Raw genomic sequence first — 20205 nt, forward strand, 5'->3', positions numbered from 1 at the left:
CAAACAAGCTGGAACTGAAATAGCACAAGCGCAAACAATTGTTAGTCAAGTGCAAAGCTCGGCTCAAAACCAAAAATCACAATAGAGAAGCACAAAATTCCCCCTACATTTATATATGTGTTGAAGGGGGAATTTTGTATATTTTTTATTCACATCTAGTCATTTACAATTTGCATTATTTGGAGCCCCTTTTTTGGAGGCGGTATTTGGAGTCTTATGCTAGGTTATTGGCTGGTGCAATTTTACATTCGTTATAAAACGACCAATTTTTAAGAAAACTGGTCGCTTTTTTTGTATGGATATTTCTTTCCTATGGCATAAAATCTTCCTTGTTTAAAAAAAGGATAAGAATTAAAAGAATTATTATTATACTTAGTTATTTGAACTTTGTTGAGTGTTTTGCGTATTTTGCTGTTGTTGCATCTGTTGACCTTTGCCACCCATTCCTGTTGCTAATGGTAAAAATTGTTGAAGGGTTTGTCCCATGCCTTGACCTCTGGTCATACTATAAAACGCAGCCGCACCGATACCGGCAGATGCTAGTAATGGAAACCATATTTGCTGTTGTTGTTGCAATATTACTCACCACCTTATATTAACGTTTAATGCCCTTTTAATTTTTGATATAGGAACTAATAATATGTAAGTGAACCATTTCCATAATAATTATGAACACAGGTAATAACAGTCTAAAGGTAATGTTTCAGGACCTAAAGAAATCTTTTGGTAAACAGCATTTTGCCGTATGGTTTTAGCTTACTTCAAACGAATTAACACTAGTTGTGAAAAAATTCCGTTATTGTGTTTTTAAAAAATCTTCAAACGTGCAAACAGATATCGAAGTCAACCAGCACATTAAATTTTCAACATTACGCCAAGAGTGAGTTAAGGCCAGCCTCTTCAGCAATCTATATAAGTTGAACTAAAGATTACGCATTAATAAATTTTTGGCTCATTTAAGCTCCAACAGGATAGGCCGGGGAGAAAGCGAGCTTTCTCTCGGCCTATCCTGTTGGAGCAACCTTTCAGCTTTGCTGAAAGGCATGTGAAACTCTGGTTTCACATGAATGAGCCAAAATTAAATCATTAATTCAACTTATATAGAAACCTTTACCTGGTTTCTTTTTTTACGGAAGTGTAAAAAATCTCTAACAACTTATACTATCTGTTGTGAAAAACTAATGGTCAGATTAAGAAAATTTTTTATTAACCGCTGTATTATACCTTAATTCATGATTTATTTTACCATCATAATATTACGAATAAATATGGAGATATTAAAAAAGTATTTTTTAATCTAAGAAAAGTGGGATAGCTATGAAATCAACTGGATATAGTTTAGAGCAAATTTTAGGCGTGAATATCAGAGCAAGGCATAAAAGAGAAGAAGAACATTTTGATCGATACTTTCAAAATCCCATTGTACATAAGCAAATAAAAGGGGATAAAATATACGTGCCCATAGATTTAAATAGGGTTTGGAAAGGAGAATAAGCACTGATAGTATACTGAAATTATAATGCTCACTTATTTCTTTATTTACGATTTATTAGGATTTTTTTATTCAAGGATTGTGTGAATTGTAAAAAGTTAAAAATTCATCAATGGACGAGATAGACATGATAAGTAGAGTGGTGCAAATCTGCATTTATTAATGATCTGAGACTAACCAGTCTTTGTTTGAGATTTCTGGATTTTTTAATGATTCTATATTTATGTAATTAGAGCTGGAGCCACTATGGTTGGGTAAACTCCCACTTAACACATATACAACAGAAGTGTCTGGTCGCTGCTTCGACATTACCAGATGTGTATGGCAAGTAGAGAAATTGCTAATAAAAAGCTAAAAATAATTTAAAGATCTTATCATTTTTCTTATGTTACCTTCTAGAATGTTATAACACTATTGGCATTTTTATCTTCACTAATGGTCAAAAAGAATACTTTAGCCATCCTTCTATTTATTACATTGTGCCAATTAAACAAATGGATACTAATAGAACATCAAAAAGGGGGAGTGAAGGTTATGGCTATGTGTCCACTATGTAATTCTTTTAAAGAGTTGGAAATATATTGTATAACATGTGGAACCTCTCTAGACGATTCTGGTAAAGTATCCGATTTTTTAGATCCTTACGGTCATTATAATGATGAAGAAACGGTTAAGATGGGCGATGGATATCCAAACACGTCAAGGGACCAAATTTGCCCACATTTAATGTCCTGCAAATCATGTGGACACGATCAGGTGGTATTTATTCAAGAGGAATGATGGGACTGGTTAAATGACTGTCTCACCTTATCCTAATTATATATAAGACGCTTGTAACATCATGCTAACTACAATGTAAGATACTTTTTGATATGCTTTTAATTTATTTGTTGAATAACGTTCATATGATAGTATTTCTTATCTAGTTAATATTTCAAATATTTCTCTAACACTTGTTCCCCAGATGCTAACAAACTTTTGAACCGATTCTCAATTGGTGAGGTGATAACGATATCACCCTTTTTCTTCCATCGAATTTCTGTTTATTTAAACCTCTCCGTTTACCCGCAAAATTCAATCGGGATGATTAGATCAACCCTTTGCAAAAAAAACACCTCCTTTTTTGAAACACATCCAATTCATCCTAACAAATCATTTGTGACATATCATTCCATCTTAGTAAGTTCCTCATCATGATGTTGGTCAAAGAAATGAAGTGATACTGTTCTAGACAAGCTGGTTTATGCGCTTTTCGATTTAGCGATGCTCTACTCTAGGTGCCAACACGGTCCTAGATTTTTTCAGCAATGTCTCGAGGTTTTTCACCTTATTCTTCGCCACCTTTTTAGTAATGTGATTATCCTTTTTCGTATATCGGTTTTACAAAGACTCAATAAAAATAGGCATTTGAATCGGTAACAATACCTAATCATTATTCATATTTTATTGGGGAAAGCATTTGAGTTTTTGGTGGATTCACCTATTGCACAGATGTTATCTGATTTATGTTCATACTGTCCCCCCTTTCTATTTGCTCGCATTTTGTTAAGAAAAATTACGGAGGTAATGAAAATGAATGATTTTCAAAATGAACTCCAAATGTTGAATATTGGAGATTTCCAGACAAGCGAGGCAGTTCCCTGGGATCAAAACCAGTACTATATGGATGATTCGTCACGACAATTCGGTGGTTTCGGTGGTTTTGGTCGTTGCTTTAGTTGCTTTAGTTGTTTTAACTGCTTTCGTTGCTTTAATTGTTTCCGTTGCTCTAGTTGTTTTAGTTGCGGCGGTCGTTGCGGTGGCGGAGGCCGTTGTGGTGGCGGTGGCCGTTGCGGTGGTCGTTGCGGCGGTTATTAGTTTTTATTTTTTAACGAAAACTCTGGAGAAGAAGATGTCCCTGCATGAGTTGTTGCAGGGACCTTTCTCTATAAGATTAGACATAAGAGACAAATTGCAATACATAGTATTATAGAGTAAAAGTGATGATGCAGATTTGTGAACAGCTACAGGTGAGGAGGAGCGGAATGACAAATTTGACCACTTCAATGCGTCTGAAAGTTAAAAGGGATACGTTTTTTCTCCCTGAACCAAACAGCGGTGTGTATTTTCGGAACAACTTAAGTTCGTTCCGTATGGAAGGCAGTTCGATCGATCAGTGGGTTGAAAAACTGATACCTATGTTCAATGGGGAGCATACGTTGGGGGATTTGACAGACGGATTGCCAGGCCCGTTCAGGGATAGGGTTTATGAAATTGCAGAAGTGCTGTATCTAAACGGGTTTGTTCGAGATGTGAGCCAAGACCGTCCGCATCAATTGGCGGATCAGGTTCTTAAAAATCATGCTTCTCAAATTGAATTTTTGGACAGTTTAGGTGACTCAGGTGCGTACCGTTTTCAAGGTTATCGTCATATAAAAGTGTTAGCAGTTGGCTCTGGTCCTTTTTTTGTTTCGTTGGTTTCTGCGTTGATTGAATCCGGATTGCCTAGATTCCATGTACTAATTACGGATTCGGTACCAACCAATAGACATCGGTTGATGGAACTCGTGGCACATGCCCGTAAAACAGATCCCGAGGTGGCTGTAGAGGAGGTCACTCTGCAGAAGGAGGGGGTAAGTTCTTGGCGGGAGATTGTGCAACCGTTTGATTCGATTTTGTATGTGTCGCAAGAGGGCAATGTAGAGGAACTGCGGGTTCTTCATTCGGTGTGTAGAAAAGAGAAGAAGGTGTTCCTCCCCGCTTTATACCTTCATCAGGTGGGAGTGGCAGGTCCGCTGGTGCAACCAGACTCTAATGGGTGTTGGGAGTCTGCTTGGCGCCGCATGCACCAATCTGTGCTTGGCAAAGACCAGCAGTTCTCAACCTACTCTTCGACAGCAGGAGCGATGTTGGCTAATGTGATTGTGTTTGAATTGTTTAAAGAAATTTCAGGAGTGTCCGAATCGGAACGGAATAATCAATTCTTCCTGCTTGAGCTGGATACTTTAGAAGGAAACTGGCATTCGTTCATGCCCCATCCTTTGGTGACCGGACGTGCTGCAGCCGAATGGATTCAAGATATCGATATACGGCTTGAACAGGAATCGAGCAGAGGTGAGTCTAGTGGATTGCTTCTTTACTTCAGCCAGTTGACATCGGCGCAATCAGGTATTTTCCATATTTGGGAGGAGGGGGACTTAAAGCAGCTTCCGTTGGCTCAATGTCGCATTCAGGCAGTCGAACCCTTGTCGGAGGGACCGGCTGCGTTGTTGCCAGACATTATCTGTACAGGTCTGACGCATGAGGAGGCACGCAGGGAAGCCGGTCTGACCGGGATCGAAGTGTATGTGTCGAAAACCGTTGATCTGCTCGTTAAAACTCTGCCTCAACATCAGGAAATAGGTGTTACTAATGTAGAACTTCAGGAATTTGTCGGCGTCGGAACGGGGGAAACGTTTGCCGAAGGTGTTTGCCGTGGGTTGCAGAGGTGTTTGGAGGACGAGTTCCGCAAGCAACAGTTCAATCAAAAGAATTTTGTAACTCAGGTGCAGTTGGGTGCGGTAGAAGATGAACGTTGCCAGTATTATTTGCAGGCATTGACCACGATGCAGAGAGCACCGACAATCGGCTTAGGTAGGGAAGTGTCCGGTTTCCCGGTGGTCTGGGTTGATACAAAAGAAGGCTGGTATGGCGGTGTGGGTTTGAATAAAACAATGGCATTGCGGAAAGCGTTACAACAGGCGGTTATAGAGGCACAAAACCAAACGACTAATCTCACGACACAATCGTTGGAGGTTTCGATCGTGATCCAGGACGAAATGGCACTGCTAAACCTAGTGATCCCCGCGGGAAAAAAGGCGACACAAACCGAGGTTTTGCAGTCCGCTATCCAAGATTTGGAACGGAACCAAAAGAAGCTCTTGGTCTTTGAACTAAAACTGGAACCGTTTTTGAAAGAGGAACTGGCAGGGGTGTTTGGTGTGCTGTTGCGAGAGGAGGAAACAAGGTGAATGCTGTCGTATTGGTAGTCGGAGAAGGGGTGTTGGCGGACCGTGTGTGCGGAGAACTATCCGGCCAATACCAGGTAATTCGCGAGACCGATTTCGAGGCAGGAATACCAGAAACGACTGATCTGGCTCTGGTGCTGCAAGATGCCTGGAATCCCACTGTTCATAAAAAGGCGGAAGAGGTGTTGCCACCAATCGGAATCCCTTGGCTACGTGGTTTCGTTTCATTTGGCGAGGGCGTGGTCGGGCCGCTCGTTCACCCGGGTACGCCGGGGTGCTCCCAGTGTGCGGACCTGCGACGTATTATGGCAGGACGCGACCGTAAAGAGATGTGGGAGATACAACATAAACTGGAGGCTCATCGAGGAACTCAGCGTGACGTGTGGGCATCTCGTACGGGACTTTCACAGATGGCTCACCTGATTGGGGCCGAGGTACAGAGGGTATTGCAAGGTGAAAAGCCCCACTCAGAAGGACGGGTATTACTATTCAATCTAAAAACATTGAATAGTTCTTGGCATACCTATCTTGCCGACCCGTTGTGTACGGTTTGTGGACGATTACCCGACGATTCACCGGCTGCGGCACGAATTACGTTACAACCAAGTCCTAAGATCAGTGCCGACAGTTACCGCTGCCGTTCGATAGATAATCTGAGTAAAGTTCTAGTCAAAGACTATCTGGATCACCGAACTGGCTTTTTGAATGATAAAATGTATGACCTCGTACCGCCATTTGCCGATGTAAGTGTCAATCTGCCTTTGTTCATGGGGGACGAGGGAGCAGCAGGTCGGACTCATTCATACAAGATAAGTGAGTTGACTGCCATTTTGGAGGGTTTGGAGCGGTATTGCGGATTAGAACCCCGTGGCAAACGGACAGTAATTCATGACAGCTTCCGCAATTTGAAAGATCAAGCACTCAATCCTATCAAGGTAGGCGTGCACGCAAAGGGACAGTATGCACAGCCTGGTTTTCCATTCGAACCGTTTAATCCCGATCGCTCAATTAATTGGGTCTGGGGCTATTCGTTTTTGCAAGAGCGTCCAATTCTGGTGCCAGAATTGCTGGCTTATTACAGCTTGGGCTGCGGCGACGGATTTGTCTATGAAACTTCAAACGGATGCGCGTTAGGCGGAAGTTTAGAGGAGGCGATTCTCTACGGAATCTTGGAAGTAGTTGAGCGTGATTCATTTCTGATGACTTGGTACGCGCAGTTGACTCTCCCGCGTCTGGACCCTAAATCCGCAAACGACCAAGAATTGCAGTTGATGATCGAGCGCGTACGGGCGGTGGCGGGATACGATATATATTTATTTAACTCGACAATGGATCACGGTATTCCTAGCGTTTGGGCAATGGCGAAAAACAGGAAGGAAAAGGGGTTGAATATCATTTGTGCGGCCGGAGCTCACCTGGACCCGGTACGAGCGGTTAAAAGTGCGATTCACGAGTTGGCTGGTATGATGCTGACTCTTGACGAGAAATTGGAGGCGAACCAAGAGGAATATGTGAGAATGTTGCAAGATTCTTCACTGGTAAAGAAGATGGATGATCATGGAATGCTGTACGGTTTGCCGCAAGCCGAAGAGCGCCTGCAGTTTTTGCTGGATGATAATCGTCCGTATCGAACGTTTGACGAGGAATTCAAGTGGAAGGCAAGGCATTTAGACCTGACCGAAGATCTGCAGGACATTCTTCACGTGTTTCGTCGAATGAACCTCGATGTGATTGTGGTTGACCAGACGACACCGGAAACCGTACGGAACGGATTGTATTGCGTGAAAGTGCTGATTCCGGGGATGTTGCCGATGACATTCGGACATCATCTTACCCGTGTAACAGGGCTGGAGAGGGTACTTCGGGTACCAAACGAACTCGGGTATACGAAACAACCACTGAAACTTCAACAACTAAATCCACATCCGCACCCGTTTCCATAAGCGGCGACTAGGAGGTAGGAGGATGAGTCTAGAGACTTTTCTATACAATCTACATTTTGACATTGACAAGGTAAGTCCACCGGATTGGGAAGTAGATTGGGAAGATGCACCGCTTGCGTATAAGCTCTACCGTGGCTTGCCTGTTGTTCCTTTTTCTCTGGATGTACCGTTGACGCTTGAGGAATGGGAAACACCCTCAAAGCCTGACCTTCGCAGGATTGGTCATTTCCTTTGGTATGTATTCGGTCTTTCTCAATATAGCCAGACAGTCTTGACCATGGATTCCTCAGAACAAAAAGCGGACCTTATGCAGTCATTTCGGCGTTTTGCTCCTTCTGGAGGAGCGTTGTATCCAAACGAATTGTACGTGTATCTGAAGATGGAGGATTTGCCTGCTGGGATGTACCATTATGATGTGGCACACCACCGCTTGGTGTTGTTACGAGAGGGCAATTTCGATTCATATATAGCCCGGGCTCTTGGTAACCGCTGTGACATGTCTGCTTGTTTTGGTACTGTTTTTGTATCAACAATGTTTTGGAAAAATTTTTATAAATATAATAATTTTTCATACCGTCTGCAAGGGTTGGATGCTGGTGTTCTGATTGGACAGTTACTGGAAGTGGCTAAAAGGTTTGGCTTCGCATCGGGGGTGTACTTCCAATTTCTTGATCGGGCCATTAACCACCTGCTTGGGCTATCCGAACAGGAGGAGAGCGCGTATGCGGTTATCCCACTATCGGTGGAACCTACAATCTGGTTTTTAAATGTAAATGACATTGGCGGGTTTGTCTCTGCAGCCGAATTGTGCCGAGAGTTGACAACGATTCAGTGCAATCACTACGTACGGTCACGGAGAGTAAAAGAGTATTCGATGTTAACCAAAATGAATGAAGCGTCCATGTTGGAATCAACGCGATCGTTTCGACAGATCCATGATAAGGAGAATATGAATTCTGAGGGGCAAGGGATTGACCTGCCTCCCACAAAGCGGTTATCATACGATCTGGCGGCGGTCTGCCGAAAACGACATTCACCGGACAAGGATTTCGTTATGGGAAAGGTAAGTCAACAGCAACTGGCCAATCTACTGCAAGAGGCGACGGCTTCTTTCTCGTATCGAAATGATTTGGATGGAGGAGATAAGCACGAGTCCCGCGTCTCACTATATGGTTGTTTCTATAATACAGAAGGCATTCAGGATGGTGCTTATCATTATGATAGCGTTGCTCATGCATTACGACAGGTACATCTCGGAGATCATCGACTCCAGCTGCAATACGGAATGTCTGCGGATAATGTGAATTTGTTCCAAGTCCCGCTCTGCATACATGTAGCAGGGGACAAGGATCATTTACAGACGGAACTGGGACACAGAGGATATCGCATTCAACAAATGGAAGCAGGAATGCTCGTGCAACGATTGCTTTTAGCAGCGTCAGCCATCGGGATGGGGGGACACCCTCTCCTCGGGTATGATACGAACTTGTGTGATGAGATTTACAAGATGGATTCACAAGGAACAACCAGCCTAATCCAAATCCCAATCGGTCCATATCGACAACGCCCTTGGCTGATGGGAAGTTTGCATAGCTAAGTAAAGACGTTGAAAGCAACGAAAAAGAGGAGAAACAAAAGCAAAGAATATACGTATAAACGAGTTGTATCTAGAGGTAGAGGAACTTATCAAGGATCTTACCCGTAAAGTCCAAGGATTCAGGAATTATTATGTTTTGATAAGGAGGAAAAGGGAGACAAGACAGAATAAAATCTTGGTCAGGTGAAAAGCCCTAAATCACTTAGTATGTTATGGGAAGCAACTCGAAATGAAATTTCTAGTTGAAGGTATAAAAATCAGTACTAATTAAGTAAAAGGGGAGCCCTAAAAATAGAGCAACCCCTTTTTACTATTTTTAAATTAATTTTTAATAACCACCATAGCCGCCGAAACTGGCTCCAATGATTATCAATTTAATATTCGGAAGTTGTATTTTATTAAATTTCCAATTTCATTTCATCTGATAAAAGAGGTAATACAGACAGGATTAACGAACATGGATGTAGTTCACCTACTTATTTTTGACGGCGAACAGTCCATCACCGAATAACAATATACGGTCTCATCATTTCATAATCTTCATGCTCCAAAATATGACAGTGCCATACATACAATCCCGTAAACGGACCAAATTTCATGATAATTCTAGTTACCTGGTTAGGATTAGCTCTTACTGTATCTTTCAATCCTTGTTCTTGTGGTTCCGGAGGCATCGCTGGGCCCGTATAATAGATAACTTTCTCCTTGTTATATTTTTCTAAATCGAAATCTCTCCGGTCTAATATTTGAAAATCAATTAAATGAAGATGGATAGGGTGTGAATCAGTTGTTAAGTTAATTAGATACCAGATTTCGGTTGATCCCAATTTTGGATTTTCTGTTATCGGGGCATCCCACTGTTTATTATCCAATAGCATGAATTCACGACCGTAATTATCCATATTGTCGTTTAATGTTAGATACCGTATCTTTGAAGCTGTCTGTTCGTTTATTTTTGGAAGAGGCATCATATAAGCCGGAATAACACTCGTATCAACACTTGACAGTGGATGTGTCACTCTAAACTGCATCACAGTACCAGTATTTTCATCTACAGGATCTCCGGTCGGAAAAGGAGCGGGGGCATCATTTGTCATGATAATATTCTTGCCCTGAAGATTGGTAAAATCAATGATCACATCAGCTCGTTCTGCAGGTGCCAACATGATTTCTTTGACTCCTATAGGGTATTGCATTAATCCTCCATCGGTAGTGATTTGATAAATAAGTTGTCCTGAATCTAGCTTTAATCTATAGAAACGGGTGTTGGATGCATTTAGCAACCTAAATCGATACTTACGTGGTTCCACATTTAAATAGGGCCATACTTTGCCATTCACCAGGATGGTATCCCCAATAAATTCCGGGACTATCGACGTTTCCAATTCCGGGACTGGTTTTTCTGGTTGTCTCGGGTAAAAAAGAGAACCATCTTTATTGAAAGTCTTGTCCTGTATGATAAGAGGGACCTCATATTTCCCACTTGGCAAATTCAATAAACGTTCCTGATGATCTCTGATAAGATAGAATCCTGCCAAACCAGCATAGACATTGAGCCTCGTGATTCCAAGCGAATGGTCATGATACCAGAGGGTGCAAGCCCGATTGCAATTATCATATCGATATATTTGCTTCCTAAAATATGGACCAACTTGTTTGAATCCCTTTGTAAACCAAGCCTCCGGATAGCCATCGCTTTCCGATTCGACACAAGCGCCATGAACGTGTACCACGGTTCGAACTTCTGGTACATCCTTATGGGCACCATGCACCGTAAAGTCTACCGGCAATAGATGCTTATCCGGAAGATTGTTAATCCATTTAATAAACACTTTTTCTCCGGTCTCTACTTCAATGGTAGGTCCTGGATAGCTGCCTTCATAGCCCCATACCGTTGTATCATTTAACTCACTATGGAGAGATTGTTTAAATTCCGTCATATTCACTTCGTAAAAAGTATGAAATTGATCTTTCACACGAGGTTTTAAAACAGGGAGTATGGGAAGTTCATCTACGAATTTAGAGAGAGTTATACTGGTTGGAGTTGACTCACTACATCCACATTGTTTTTCAGGTGTACATTTACATTGATCCCCACATTTACAATTTGGATTATGACAATACGGGTTAGCACAGGGTTTGGAGAACGCTTCCAGATTTTGCGAAAAACCGTCATTACTATACATTACGATACCCCCATTTTCCTTGTTTTGAAGTATGATAACAAAGCAACCGACTCACACTCGTTATCAGGGATCACTTCATAAAACATCATGGTAACGTACATTTATCCATAATCCAACTTTCTTTGAAACAGGTATCTCCGATCTGCAGCTAAAAAACCTAAACAAAAATACATAACACTTTTTATGAAAAATAAAAACCTTTCACAGTTTAATTCGATAGGAATATCACAATTAAAATCTACTCTTTTCTACCAGTTTTTTGGGTTGGAGGAAAACCGGGATATTTCACAACAGGCCATTTCTCCGTGCGTAGAGACTCGAGCAATTCTGATCCAACATTCAAGTTGCTTGAACTAATTCTTTAGGAGTCAGTGCCATCCATTGATTCAGCGACACGTCTTCAAATCGGTTGCTTTTGAAAATCTCTAAAAACCATAACGTTTCGGAACCGGTGTTCTGAATATAGTGTCCAGTAGCAAAGGGGACATAGCCGACATCACCAGCTCTATAATCAAATGTACGAGCGATACCATTTCCAGCAAATACTGTCATTCGTCCTTGTCCGGTTAGGTAATACTGCCACTCGTCGTTATTGGGATGCCAATGAAGTTCTCTCATTCCACCCGGCTCAATCTCAACGAGTGCTGCTGCGATTGTTTTTGAAATAGGGAAGTTCGAGGAGTCCACAATTCTTACGCTTCCACTAGGCGTGTTGATTGGTGTTTGTTTCAACAGCTCGTGCTTGAAGGTTAACGGAACTTCTCCGTAGGGTGACTGGACTTCCTGACTTTGCAGCGAACCGGGTACCTTTCCCTGATAGATATAAACCTGATCTGAAGGAATGGAGTTAAAGGCACTCTCTGGTACGCCAAAATTGGCCGCCAGAACATCTTTTGGAGTATGTGCAAACCAATCGGAGATGGACAAAGTGGAAAGATCAGAAAAGTTTCCGTCATCGAAGACGAGCAGAAATTCGCAATGTTCCAACCCTTGAATCGAATGTGGGATTCCTGCGGGAAAGTACCACAGATCACCTGGGCCGACGTCGGCAATGAAATTTCGTCCATCTTGGTCAACCGAGGTTAACCGTGCCGGTCCTAACAGCATATAAGACCATTCTGCCTGTTGATGCCAATGGAGTTCACGTACTCCGCCGGCCGTTAAGCTCATATTAACTCCAGAAAGTGTGGTCGCAACCGGAAGTTCCCGAGCGGTGATTTCCCGGGACCATCCCCCGTGATTTAATTTCATAGAAGTGTCTGAGAATGAGAATTTCAAGTTAGGAAGCAAGCCTGCATCTGTAATAGGCGGGACGAGCATATTTGGATTTTGAAGATCCCGGATAATATTACGCGGGCCGGAGTCAATCGCTCCTGCTCCATCACTACGGATCGGTTGTGGCACATTTCCGTCCACTTGATTAATAGTAGTTCGGTTTTCCATTAAGGGGCACCTCATTTGTGGGATTATAAAGGAAAAACCTTTTATCGTACTATTATGAATTGGGCTTCGAATGTGTGCCTATCGATAAAAAACAAAGAAGTATCACTTATTGAAGAATCCCTTTAATTATGGGTTCAAATAAGAATCTCCTTCTAACGTTTTAATATTATTAAATTTGGAACGAATAAATATCAATTTATCGAACTGGATAACTACTTAAAACTTATGACAATATTTTTTGAACAAGACAGTCCATAAAAAACCTCCTTTAAAACAAGCGAGATAGCATAATCGACATTATCGGAGTACCCATATTACCTTGCGCACATCTCTTTCTCATTGTGAATATTATAGAGGACGAGTAGATATTTGTATTTATGAGGGAGAATAGGGTAGATTTCATGAATAATCCATCTAAAGAAATCCTCGGTTCATGGATAGCAGCAATTGGAACAATTAGCTCTGCCATTGGAAGTACACCATCCCATTTTATAGATAGTGATTTGCGAAACAATTTAAATGTATGGGGGAATGTTTTGCAAGCAACCGGAAATGCTCTGGAAGCTGATGGCCAAGGGGGAGTTTCTCTTGAAAAATTTGGAAATGAAATACAATCGGTTGGAAATGTTACTGTAGTTTCTGGGCTGATTAGTAACTTTGAAAAAGAAACGGAACAGAGGTTGATAATTTCTGGAAACTGGATCCAAGCTTTAGGTGGACTTGTTTCACTAGCAGATGAATTAGAGGATCCTACAGCTTCAGGTCAATTATATAACATTATAGGTAATCTATTACAATCTATAGGTAATTCATTGCAGGCTATAGCAGGAATTTATGAATTAGAAAATAATCATGTTGAGAATAAAGGCTATAAAATTCATGAAAATCCTGAATCTTTAGAAGTTAGTGGTAGTTGGATACAAGCAATTGGTTCTGTAATTTCATTGATTGGACAAATAAAAGAAGAGGATAATGAAAATTAACTATCAGAAAAGTAATCATTGCATTTGCTTTGTTTACTTTTACCTCTTGTTGTTTTGCACAAAGAAAAATTAGGGACATTGGATTATCAAAGTTGTCGTCGCTCTACAATTAATCTAAAACAAAAATTACAATCGAGAATGAAAGATTAGTATTCCAGAAAAAAGCTGGCTTAAGGCTTAGGTTATGTCTGTTCCTAGGCATTGTAGACAGACTTCTCACTTTTAAATAATTTAAAATTATCATATAATATAGATATATTAATCTATTAATAATTGTAATACACTATATATGGATATAATTGAGACAGAAAAGTTGTGTGACCAGGTTGCGCCTTAGCTTGTTGTTACGCCTACATCTTTTCTGCAAATTTCAAGGGAAAAGGTTGGTAAAAATGAGCAACAGAGAAACTAAAACAGACGTCATCTTAATTGGTGCCGGAATCATGAGTGCGACTTTAGGGACCCTCCTGAAAGAATTAGTACCGGAATGGAATATAAAAGTGTTTGAGAAGCTTGAAAAAGCAGGCGAGGAAAGCTCTAACGAATGGAATAATGCCGGAACAGGGCATGCGGCACTGTGCGAGCTTAACTACACGGTCGAAAAACCAGACGGATCTATAGATATTAGCAAAGCGATTAAAATTAATGAACAGTTCCAGGATTCAATGCAGTTTTGGTCTTATCTTGTAAACAGCAAGCGGATCAATAATCCTCAGGACTTTATCATGCCATTGCCTCATATGAGTATGGTACAAGGGGAAGAAAATGTAACGTTTTTAAAGAAAAGATTTGAAGCACTGTCAAACAATCCCCTGTTCCAAGGGATGGAATTTTCTGGTGACCCAGCAAAACTGATGGAATGGATTCCACTTATTATGCAAAATCGTCCATCGAATGAAGCGATAGCGGCAACAAAAATAGATACGGGAACGGATGTCAACTTTGGTGCTTTAACACGCATGTTATTTGACCACTTAAAGACTAAAAACGTTGATATCAAATATAAACATAGTGTTGATAATATTAAACGTACTAGCGATGGCTCGTGGGAATTAAAAGTGCGTAATGTCGATAACGGTAGCGTTGAGCGCCATACGGCAAAATTCGTCTTTATCGGAGGCGGGGGAGGAAGCTTGCATTTACTGCAAAAATCCGGTATTCCTGAAGGAAAACATATTGGAGGATTCCCGGTAAGCGGAATATTTATGGCGTGTAATAATCCGGATGTTGTAGCTCAGCATCATGCAAAAGTATACGGCAAAGCGAAGGTTGGAGCACCACCAATGTCTGTTCCGCATCTTGACACACGATATATTGACAACAAAAAATCGTTACTATTTGGACCATTTGCCGGCTTCTCACCAAAGTTCTTAAAAACGGGTTCAATGCTCGATTTAGTTACTTCCGTAAAACCGTATAATGTCTTAACAATGTTAGCGGCAGGCGGAAAAGAGATGTCATTGACAAAATATCTGATCCAGCAAGTTATGTTATCGAAAGAACAGCGTATGGAAGAGTTACGCGAGTTTATCCCGAACGCTAAGCTTGAGGATTGGGATTTAGTAGTAGCGGGCCAACGTGTACAAGTTATCAAAGATACAGAAGCAGGCGGCAAAGGAACGCTTCAATTTGGTACGGAAGTGATTACTGCTGCTGATGGCTCAATTGCAGCATTACTAGGCGCTTCTCCGGGTGCTTCTACAGCCGTTCACGTTATGCTTGAGATAATCAAAAAATGCTTCCCGCAACATATGGAAGAGTGGGAACCGAAAATCAAAGAAATGATTCCTTCTTATGGCGAGTCATTAATGGAAAACCCAGAGCTTCTGCACGAAATTCATACTTCAACAGCAGGGACGCTTGGTCTAAGCGAAAAAGAACCGGCCTTTAGTTAATTCTTTGGATGTAGAAACCAAGGTATTGAACGAAAAAGTTTAAGCAAGATTTTTCATTATTGGACAATCAGAACTATCTATATGAATTTATGTAAAGTAAAGCAGCTATTAAATGTAACAGATGATGCGAGTGGTCTAGCAGGAGCAATCGCAGGAATCAGTGCTGTTATTAAGAGTGCAGCGCCTTCGTCACCGTATATAGGAGCTATAGCAGGATTGCTATGGTTAAGTCGATATGCCATTAAAAAAATCTCTGCAAATGGTACTTATGGTGTCAAATATGAAATATGGGGTGTTTCACCAACTGCATTTGTAATGTATCCTTGGAGACAATAGCAAAGGAGTTTTGCTAATGAAGATCTACAAAATAATGCTTTTTATTGCCAAAGCTGTTTTGATTATCAGCGCAGTAATAATGCCTTTGACTGGTGATGGATTTGACATTAGAGGCATTGGTTTGGCAGGCATATTAATTGCTATATACGCAAATAACAGAAGGCAAAAGCACAACAAAGTTCAATAATATTATCAAGAAAGGGCAGGAAGTGACTATCGACACAAATGTGGTGACCTTCTGAATACTATACTTTCAATAAATTAAAAGCAAGGACAACACTTTTGTGTCGATGAAACCGCCACACAAAAGTGTTGTCCTTGTTAGTTTACGACACAAATGTGTTGACTTTGAGCGAAAAATCCAGCCATGTACTGTTAGGAAAAAGAATCTCATTTTATCTTTACCGGTGATAAAGATTCAGGAAAAACTGCGTTATTTTTCTATTTATAACGGAATGAAAAGTTAGGAGCTGAGTTTGTAATGCATAAAGAGATATATGAACTTGCTAGTGAAGAACAGTTAAAAAAGTATGCAGAACTTGCTGTACGAGCTGGTGTAAATGTGCAAAAGAATCAATTAGTGATTATTCATAGTGATATACAAAATGTTACGTTTGCTCGTCTAATCCAAACGGCAGCCTATGAGGCGGGAGCTTCAAATGTGTTTATAGATTGGACAGATGAACAGTCTACCAAAGAATTTTATTTACGCGCAGCAGATGATGCCATCGATTACTTTCCTGACTGGCAAGCTACGCGCTTTAAGGAGTGGGACGATGCGGGTGCTGCTTACATCCATATTATCTCTGAAAATTTAGATGTCTTTAAGGAGGTTTCGTCAGAACGGATAAGTCGCTTCCAAAAAGTTTCTCGTACCAAGTTGAAGGATTATTACGCAAAGATTAGATCCCACGAGGTACGCTGGTGTCTTCTAGCTGTTCCACACTTAGCATGGGCAACTAAAGTATTTCCGCACTTAAGTCAAGAAGAAGCTTTGCAATCATTATGGAAATCAATCTTACAAGGAGCTCGGGCAGATGGGAAAAATCCTATAAAAGACTGGAAAAATCATGACAGAGCCTTTGAGTCCCGGAAGAAAAGATTAAACGATAGTCAGTTTAAAGCTCTCCATTTTACGAATAGCCGAGGAACTGATATATTAGTCGGTATGCCTAAAAATCATATATATATCGGTGGAGGGGTTATAGATAAAAAGGGAATACCATTTTTTCCGAACATTCCTACGGAAGAAATATTTTCTGCTCCCCATAAAAATAAGGTAAATGGCAAACTAGTGGCTACTAAACCACTTGTCTATAGGGGATGTGTCATCGATGATTTTTATCTAATCTTTAAAGATGGACGGATTACTGACTATTATGCTGGCACTGGGCAAGACACGTTACAAAGTCTTATTGAGACAGACGAAGGTTCACATTATCTAGGTGAAATTGCCTTGGTCTCTATCAATTCTCCTCTTTCTCAGACAGATATTCTCTTTTACAACACCTTGTTTGATGAAAATACAGCCTGCCATATTGGAATTGGAAACGCCTCTCCTTCTAACCTTCAAAATGGTAGCAACCTATCAGAGGAAGAGTTGAAGGAAGCAGGCCTTAATATTTCACTCTTGCTAGTTAACGTGACCTTTGGTACCAAAGATATGAAAGTAGTAGGTATTAAAGAAGATGGGACTGAAATGTTGCTAATGAAGGATGGAGATTTCCAATTCTAACTTGGCTACTCCTTAAAATAGATAAATCGCCAGGAAAATGAGCTTAATGTTTGAAGGAATAGTAATTTTATTGCTGTTCCTTTTCAAATTGATTCTTTTAATTCTGAAAGTATGTTTTTACATAAAAACGTACATTGAAAATCCCGATTTTTCTTTACTCGTCCTCTTTCTCCTTTTACAATGGAGATAGATAGAAAAATAGTACATTCAAAACATTGATTTTATTGGGTTTGGGAGAGGTGATAGTCAACATGAATCCAATCAAAGATGTGCAGCCGATTCGTAGTAAGCAGCAACTTGAAGACATGAAGTGGGCGTTAAAACGTCACTGTTCGGAACGAGATTATATCTTGTTTCTCTTAGGAATTAATACGGGATTGCGTGCGGGGGATCTGTTGGCGTTGAAAGTGAAAGATGTGAAACGGAAGAAACAGCTTCTTATCCACGAAGGCAAGACGAAAAAACCACGCAAAATCAACCTCACCAACATCTACCACGAATTGCAGGACTATGCACAAACGGTGGCTTCCGAGTGGTTGTTTCCTAGTCGAAAAGGCGACCAACCCATCACTGTCACGCAAGCGTATCGTCGGTTAAACCACGCAGCCACCATGGCGGGCATCGATGGTGGCATTGGCACCCACACCATGCGTAAAACCTTTGGTTATTGGTATTATAAACAATATAGAGACGTGGCGAAGCTTCAATACATTTTAAATCATTCTACACCAGCAAACACGTTGCGGTATATCGGCATTACCGAAGAAGAAGTCGAAGAAAGTTTAAACGAATTCGTGTTGTAAGGAGGAAGAGAAGATGGAAGAAGCACCAAAAAAGAATAATATGTTAGTAGGTTTTCATATTAAGAAGCAAGATGAAAGTGGTTTAGTGTTACACACGGCAAACTATGTACAAATGGTTTATCCCGAAAGCTTTACGAGACTTGGATATTCAAAAAGGCGATATTGTGTGGGTACGCAGTGGATTAAGACAAAATAGAAAGAAAAAAGTACGTGTTCCGGTCCTTGTGATGGATGTCTACCGTCAAGAATTAGAAGAACATGAATAGGTCAATAAACCGATACTAGGATTGAAAGAACGAGCTCCACAACCTGTTGAAACGACTTGTTGAATAATACATTTGTGTCGGTAGTCACTTAACCTGCTCTTTTTTATGCGAAAAATATTTAGTTTACATAATATATATTATAGGTAGTTATATAAAATAATGAAGTTTCATCTCAAAACCAAAGATTACTTAAAATAATGAGATATTTTGAAATTTTTGTTCTAAAATCAGTTTTGTCATTAACTCGACTATTAAAATTGTATATTAAGGTCTCATCCATTATTTAACTCAGAATTCGTTTAATAATACATACAAGTTTCTTCATTTAAATATTATTGAATTTAAAAACGAACTTCTAATAATTATTTAAATTTCTCCTCTAGTACGTTTAATTTAGAAAACACCCCCTGAGATATAAAAAGCAAAAAGAGATTACACCTTTGCAGGTCTAATCTCTTTTTATCGAGCCACATGAACCTTTTTCAATTAATTTATGCTTTATGATGATTCTCTTCACCGGCTCTTCAGGATTTTCTATTTTTTGGATAAGGCTTTTCGTTGCATGGTACCCCAAGTCGAATATATTAATATCCACTGTTGTCAATGGCGGTCTTGATAATTCGGAAAGCATTGTGTTGTTAAAGCTGATTACAGATATATCTTCCGGAATGCTGATGTTCATCTCATCAAGAGTGTTTAGCACTCCCAGTGTCATTAGCTCGTCGATAACAACGAGTGCTGTTGGAGGTTTTTTTAGAGAAAACAGTTCTTTGACTGCTTCCCGCCCTCCCTCTTTTAAAAACTCTTCGTGAATCACATATTCATCCTGAAGCATAATTCCGGCATCGCGTAATGCCTTTTCATACCCAAGCAAACGATCTACTGTCATAACAAAGTTGAAACTTCCCCCTATAAAACCAATATGTTCATGGCCAAGCTGGACCAAATACTCTGTTACTTCTTTAGCAGCCCGGAAATTATCATTATCCACATGGGTAATTTCCTCCACATGCTTGAAAGGCTTCCCGATTACGACAAAAGGGAAATTCCGTTTCTGTAAGTAAGTCAGGATTTTATCTTCCACCCGGGAATATAGTAAAATGATGCCGTCGACACGTCCTCCCTGCACCATTTGAACCACGCCCTCGTAAATTTCGCTTTCCGTTTTTCCGGTATTAATTTGAAGCGAATAACTATGTTCATGTGCCCCTTCACTAAGCCCGCGCAATACAGTCGGAAAGAAAGGATTTTGAAAAAATATCTCCGTTGAGTTGGGAAATACTAGTCCAATCACCTGGGTAGATTGGCTCGCAAGACTTCTCGCGATGAAATTAGGATGATAGCCTAATTCATCCATTGCTTCCCGAACACGCTTCTTCGTGTTTTCGCTAATCCGAGGATTGTTGGCAATTACTCTTGAAACTGTAGAAGGAGCAACGTCTGCCAACTTTGCTACATCCTTTATTGTTATAGACATCTTCTTTCTCCCCTCACGCAGCTGTTTATATATAGGAGGGCTGCTAACAAACTGAAATAGCTT

At 40.5% G+C, this 20205-nt stretch carries 15 protein-coding genes and 1 pseudogene; 12 read left to right on the forward strand and 4 right to left on the reverse strand.

Going from position 1 to position 20205, the window contains the following annotated elements:
• Positions 1 to 372: 372 nt before the first annotated feature.
• Complete coding sequence (locus LQ216_RS01735; protein ID WP_230126398.1) at positions 373 to 576, reverse strand: hypothetical protein; 204 nt, start codon at positions 574 to 576, stop codon at positions 373 to 375.
• Between the two features lie 741 nt (positions 577 to 1317).
• Between LQ216_RS01735 and LQ216_RS01740 the strand changes: the two genes are divergently transcribed.
• The 5 genes from LQ216_RS01740 (at position 1318) to LQ216_RS01760 (ending at position 9018) form a co-directional block, all read left to right on the forward strand.
• Complete coding sequence (locus LQ216_RS01740) at positions 1318 to 1494, forward strand: hypothetical protein (protein WP_230126399.1); 177 nt, start codon at positions 1318 to 1320, stop codon at positions 1492 to 1494.
• A 1597-nt stretch (positions 1495 to 3091) separates the two neighbouring features.
• Positions 3092 to 3349, forward strand: coding sequence for a heterocycloanthracin/sonorensin family bacteriocin (locus LQ216_RS01745; protein WP_230126440.1), 258 nt, complete (start codon positions 3092 to 3094; stop codon positions 3347 to 3349).
• A 167-nt stretch (positions 3350 to 3516) separates the two neighbouring features.
• Entirely contained in the window at positions 3517 to 5481 is a 1965-nt protein-coding gene (locus LQ216_RS01750) for a putative thiazole-containing bacteriocin maturation protein (RefSeq protein ID WP_230126400.1), read from the forward strand.
• Positions 5478 to 7421, forward strand: a complete 1944-nt coding sequence (locus tag LQ216_RS01755) for a TOMM precursor leader peptide-binding protein (protein WP_230126401.1) — start codon at positions 5478 to 5480, stop codon at positions 7419 to 7421. Before LQ216_RS01750 ends, LQ216_RS01755 begins: the two co-directional genes overlap by 4 nt.
• A 22-nt stretch (positions 7422 to 7443) precedes the next feature.
• On the forward strand, positions 7444 to 9018 hold the full coding sequence (locus tag LQ216_RS01760) for a SagB family peptide dehydrogenase (RefSeq protein ID WP_230126402.1): 1575 nt from the start codon (positions 7444 to 7446) through the stop codon (positions 9016 to 9018).
• Between the two features lie 500 nt (positions 9019 to 9518).
• Here the strand turns inward: LQ216_RS01760 and LQ216_RS01765 are convergent, their stop codons facing one another.
• Positions 9519 to 11051 (reverse strand): multicopper oxidase, encoded by a 1533-nt coding sequence (locus tag LQ216_RS01765; RefSeq protein ID WP_230126441.1) that lies wholly within the window; start codon positions 11049 to 11051, stop codon positions 9519 to 9521.
• A 391-nt stretch (positions 11052 to 11442) separates the two neighbouring features.
• A pseudogene (locus LQ216_RS01770) lies at positions 11443 to 12647 on the reverse strand (oxalate decarboxylase family bicupin).
• Between the two features lie 401 nt (positions 12648 to 13048).
• Between LQ216_RS01770 and LQ216_RS01775 the strand changes: the two are divergent.
• The 7 genes from LQ216_RS01775 (at position 13049) to LQ216_RS20435 (ending at position 18665) form a co-directional block, all read left to right on the forward strand.
• Positions 13049 to 13630 carry a hypothetical protein gene (locus LQ216_RS01775; RefSeq protein WP_230126403.1) on the forward strand — a complete coding sequence of 194 codons (582 nt, stop codon included), beginning with the start codon at positions 13049 to 13051 and terminating at the stop codon, positions 13628 to 13630.
• 383 nt (positions 13631 to 14013) lie between these two features.
• A complete protein-coding gene (locus LQ216_RS01780; RefSeq protein ID WP_290369207.1) occupies positions 14014 to 15525 on the forward strand; it encodes a malate:quinone oxidoreductase in 1512 nt (503 codons plus the stop codon).
• Positions 15526 to 15877: 352 nt separating this feature from the next.
• Complete coding sequence (locus LQ216_RS01785) at positions 15878 to 16048, forward strand: hypothetical protein (protein ID WP_230126405.1); 171 nt, start codon at positions 15878 to 15880, stop codon at positions 16046 to 16048.
• A gap of 294 nt (positions 16049 to 16342) precedes the next feature.
• On the forward strand, positions 16343 to 17596 hold the full coding sequence (locus LQ216_RS01790) for an aminopeptidase (RefSeq protein WP_230126406.1): 1254 nt from the start codon (positions 16343 to 16345) through the stop codon (positions 17594 to 17596).
• Between the two features lie 251 nt (positions 17597 to 17847).
• Positions 17848 to 18399: a tyrosine-type recombinase/integrase gene (locus LQ216_RS01795; RefSeq protein WP_230126407.1), complete on the forward strand. Its 552-nt coding sequence runs from the start codon at positions 17848 to 17850 to the stop codon at positions 18397 to 18399.
• Between the two features lie 13 nt (positions 18400 to 18412).
• On the forward strand, positions 18413 to 18595 hold the full coding sequence (locus LQ216_RS01800; protein ID WP_230126408.1) for a hypothetical protein: 183 nt from the start codon (positions 18413 to 18415) through the stop codon (positions 18593 to 18595).
• The gene (locus tag LQ216_RS20435; RefSeq protein ID WP_354958225.1) at positions 18540 to 18665 is read left to right on the forward strand and encodes a hypothetical protein; all 126 of its coding nucleotides are present in this window, start codon (positions 18540 to 18542) and stop codon (positions 18663 to 18665) included. The genes LQ216_RS01800 and LQ216_RS20435 overlap by 56 nt, the downstream gene beginning before the upstream one ends.
• Before the next feature lie 448 nt (positions 18666 to 19113).
• On the opposite strand, the gene LQ216_RS01805 is transcribed toward LQ216_RS20435, so the two are convergent.
• Entirely contained in the window at positions 19114 to 20142 is a 1029-nt protein-coding gene (locus tag LQ216_RS01805) for a LacI family DNA-binding transcriptional regulator (protein WP_230126409.1), read from the reverse strand.
• Positions 20143 to 20205 lie beyond the last annotated feature (63 nt).

It is taken from the genome of Bacillus sp. CECT 9360, from assembly GCF_918741275.1.
GTDB lineage: Bacteria > Bacillota > Bacilli > Bacillales > DSM-1321 > Peribacillus.

Excerpts from the sequence above, each read along its gene's own strand:
- LQ216_RS01740 (WP_230126399.1), top strand. The coding sequence starts at position 1,318 with ATGAAATCAACTGGATATAGTTTAGAGCAAATTTTAGGCGTGAATATC.
- LQ216_RS01745 (WP_230126440.1), top strand. The coding sequence starts at position 3,092 with ATGTTGAATATTGGAGATTTCCAGACAAGCGAGGCAGTTCCCTGGGAT.
- LQ216_RS01750 (WP_230126400.1), top strand. The coding sequence starts at position 3,517 with ATGACAAATTTGACCACTTCAATGCGTCTGAAAGTTAAAAGGGATACG.
- LQ216_RS01760 (WP_230126402.1), top strand. The coding sequence starts at position 7,444 with ATGAGTCTAGAGACTTTTCTATACAATCTACATTTTGACATTGACAAG.
- LQ216_RS01775 (WP_230126403.1), top strand. The coding sequence starts at position 13,049 with ATGAATAATCCATCTAAAGAAATCCTCGGTTCATGGATAGCAGCAATT.
- LQ216_RS01785 (WP_230126405.1), top strand. The coding sequence starts at position 15,878 with ATGAAGATCTACAAAATAATGCTTTTTATTGCCAAAGCTGTTTTGATT.
- LQ216_RS01790 (WP_230126406.1), top strand. The coding sequence starts at position 16,343 with ATGCATAAAGAGATATATGAACTTGCTAGTGAAGAACAGTTAAAAAAG.
- LQ216_RS01795 (WP_230126407.1), top strand. The coding sequence starts at position 17,848 with ATGAATCCAATCAAAGATGTGCAGCCGATTCGTAGTAAGCAGCAACTT.
- LQ216_RS01800 (WP_230126408.1), top strand. The coding sequence starts at position 18,413 with ATGGAAGAAGCACCAAAAAAGAATAATATGTTAGTAGGTTTTCATATT.
- LQ216_RS01805 (WP_230126409.1), bottom strand. The coding sequence starts at position 20,142 with ATGTCTATAACAATAAAGGATGTAGCAAAGTTGGCAGACGTTGCTCCT.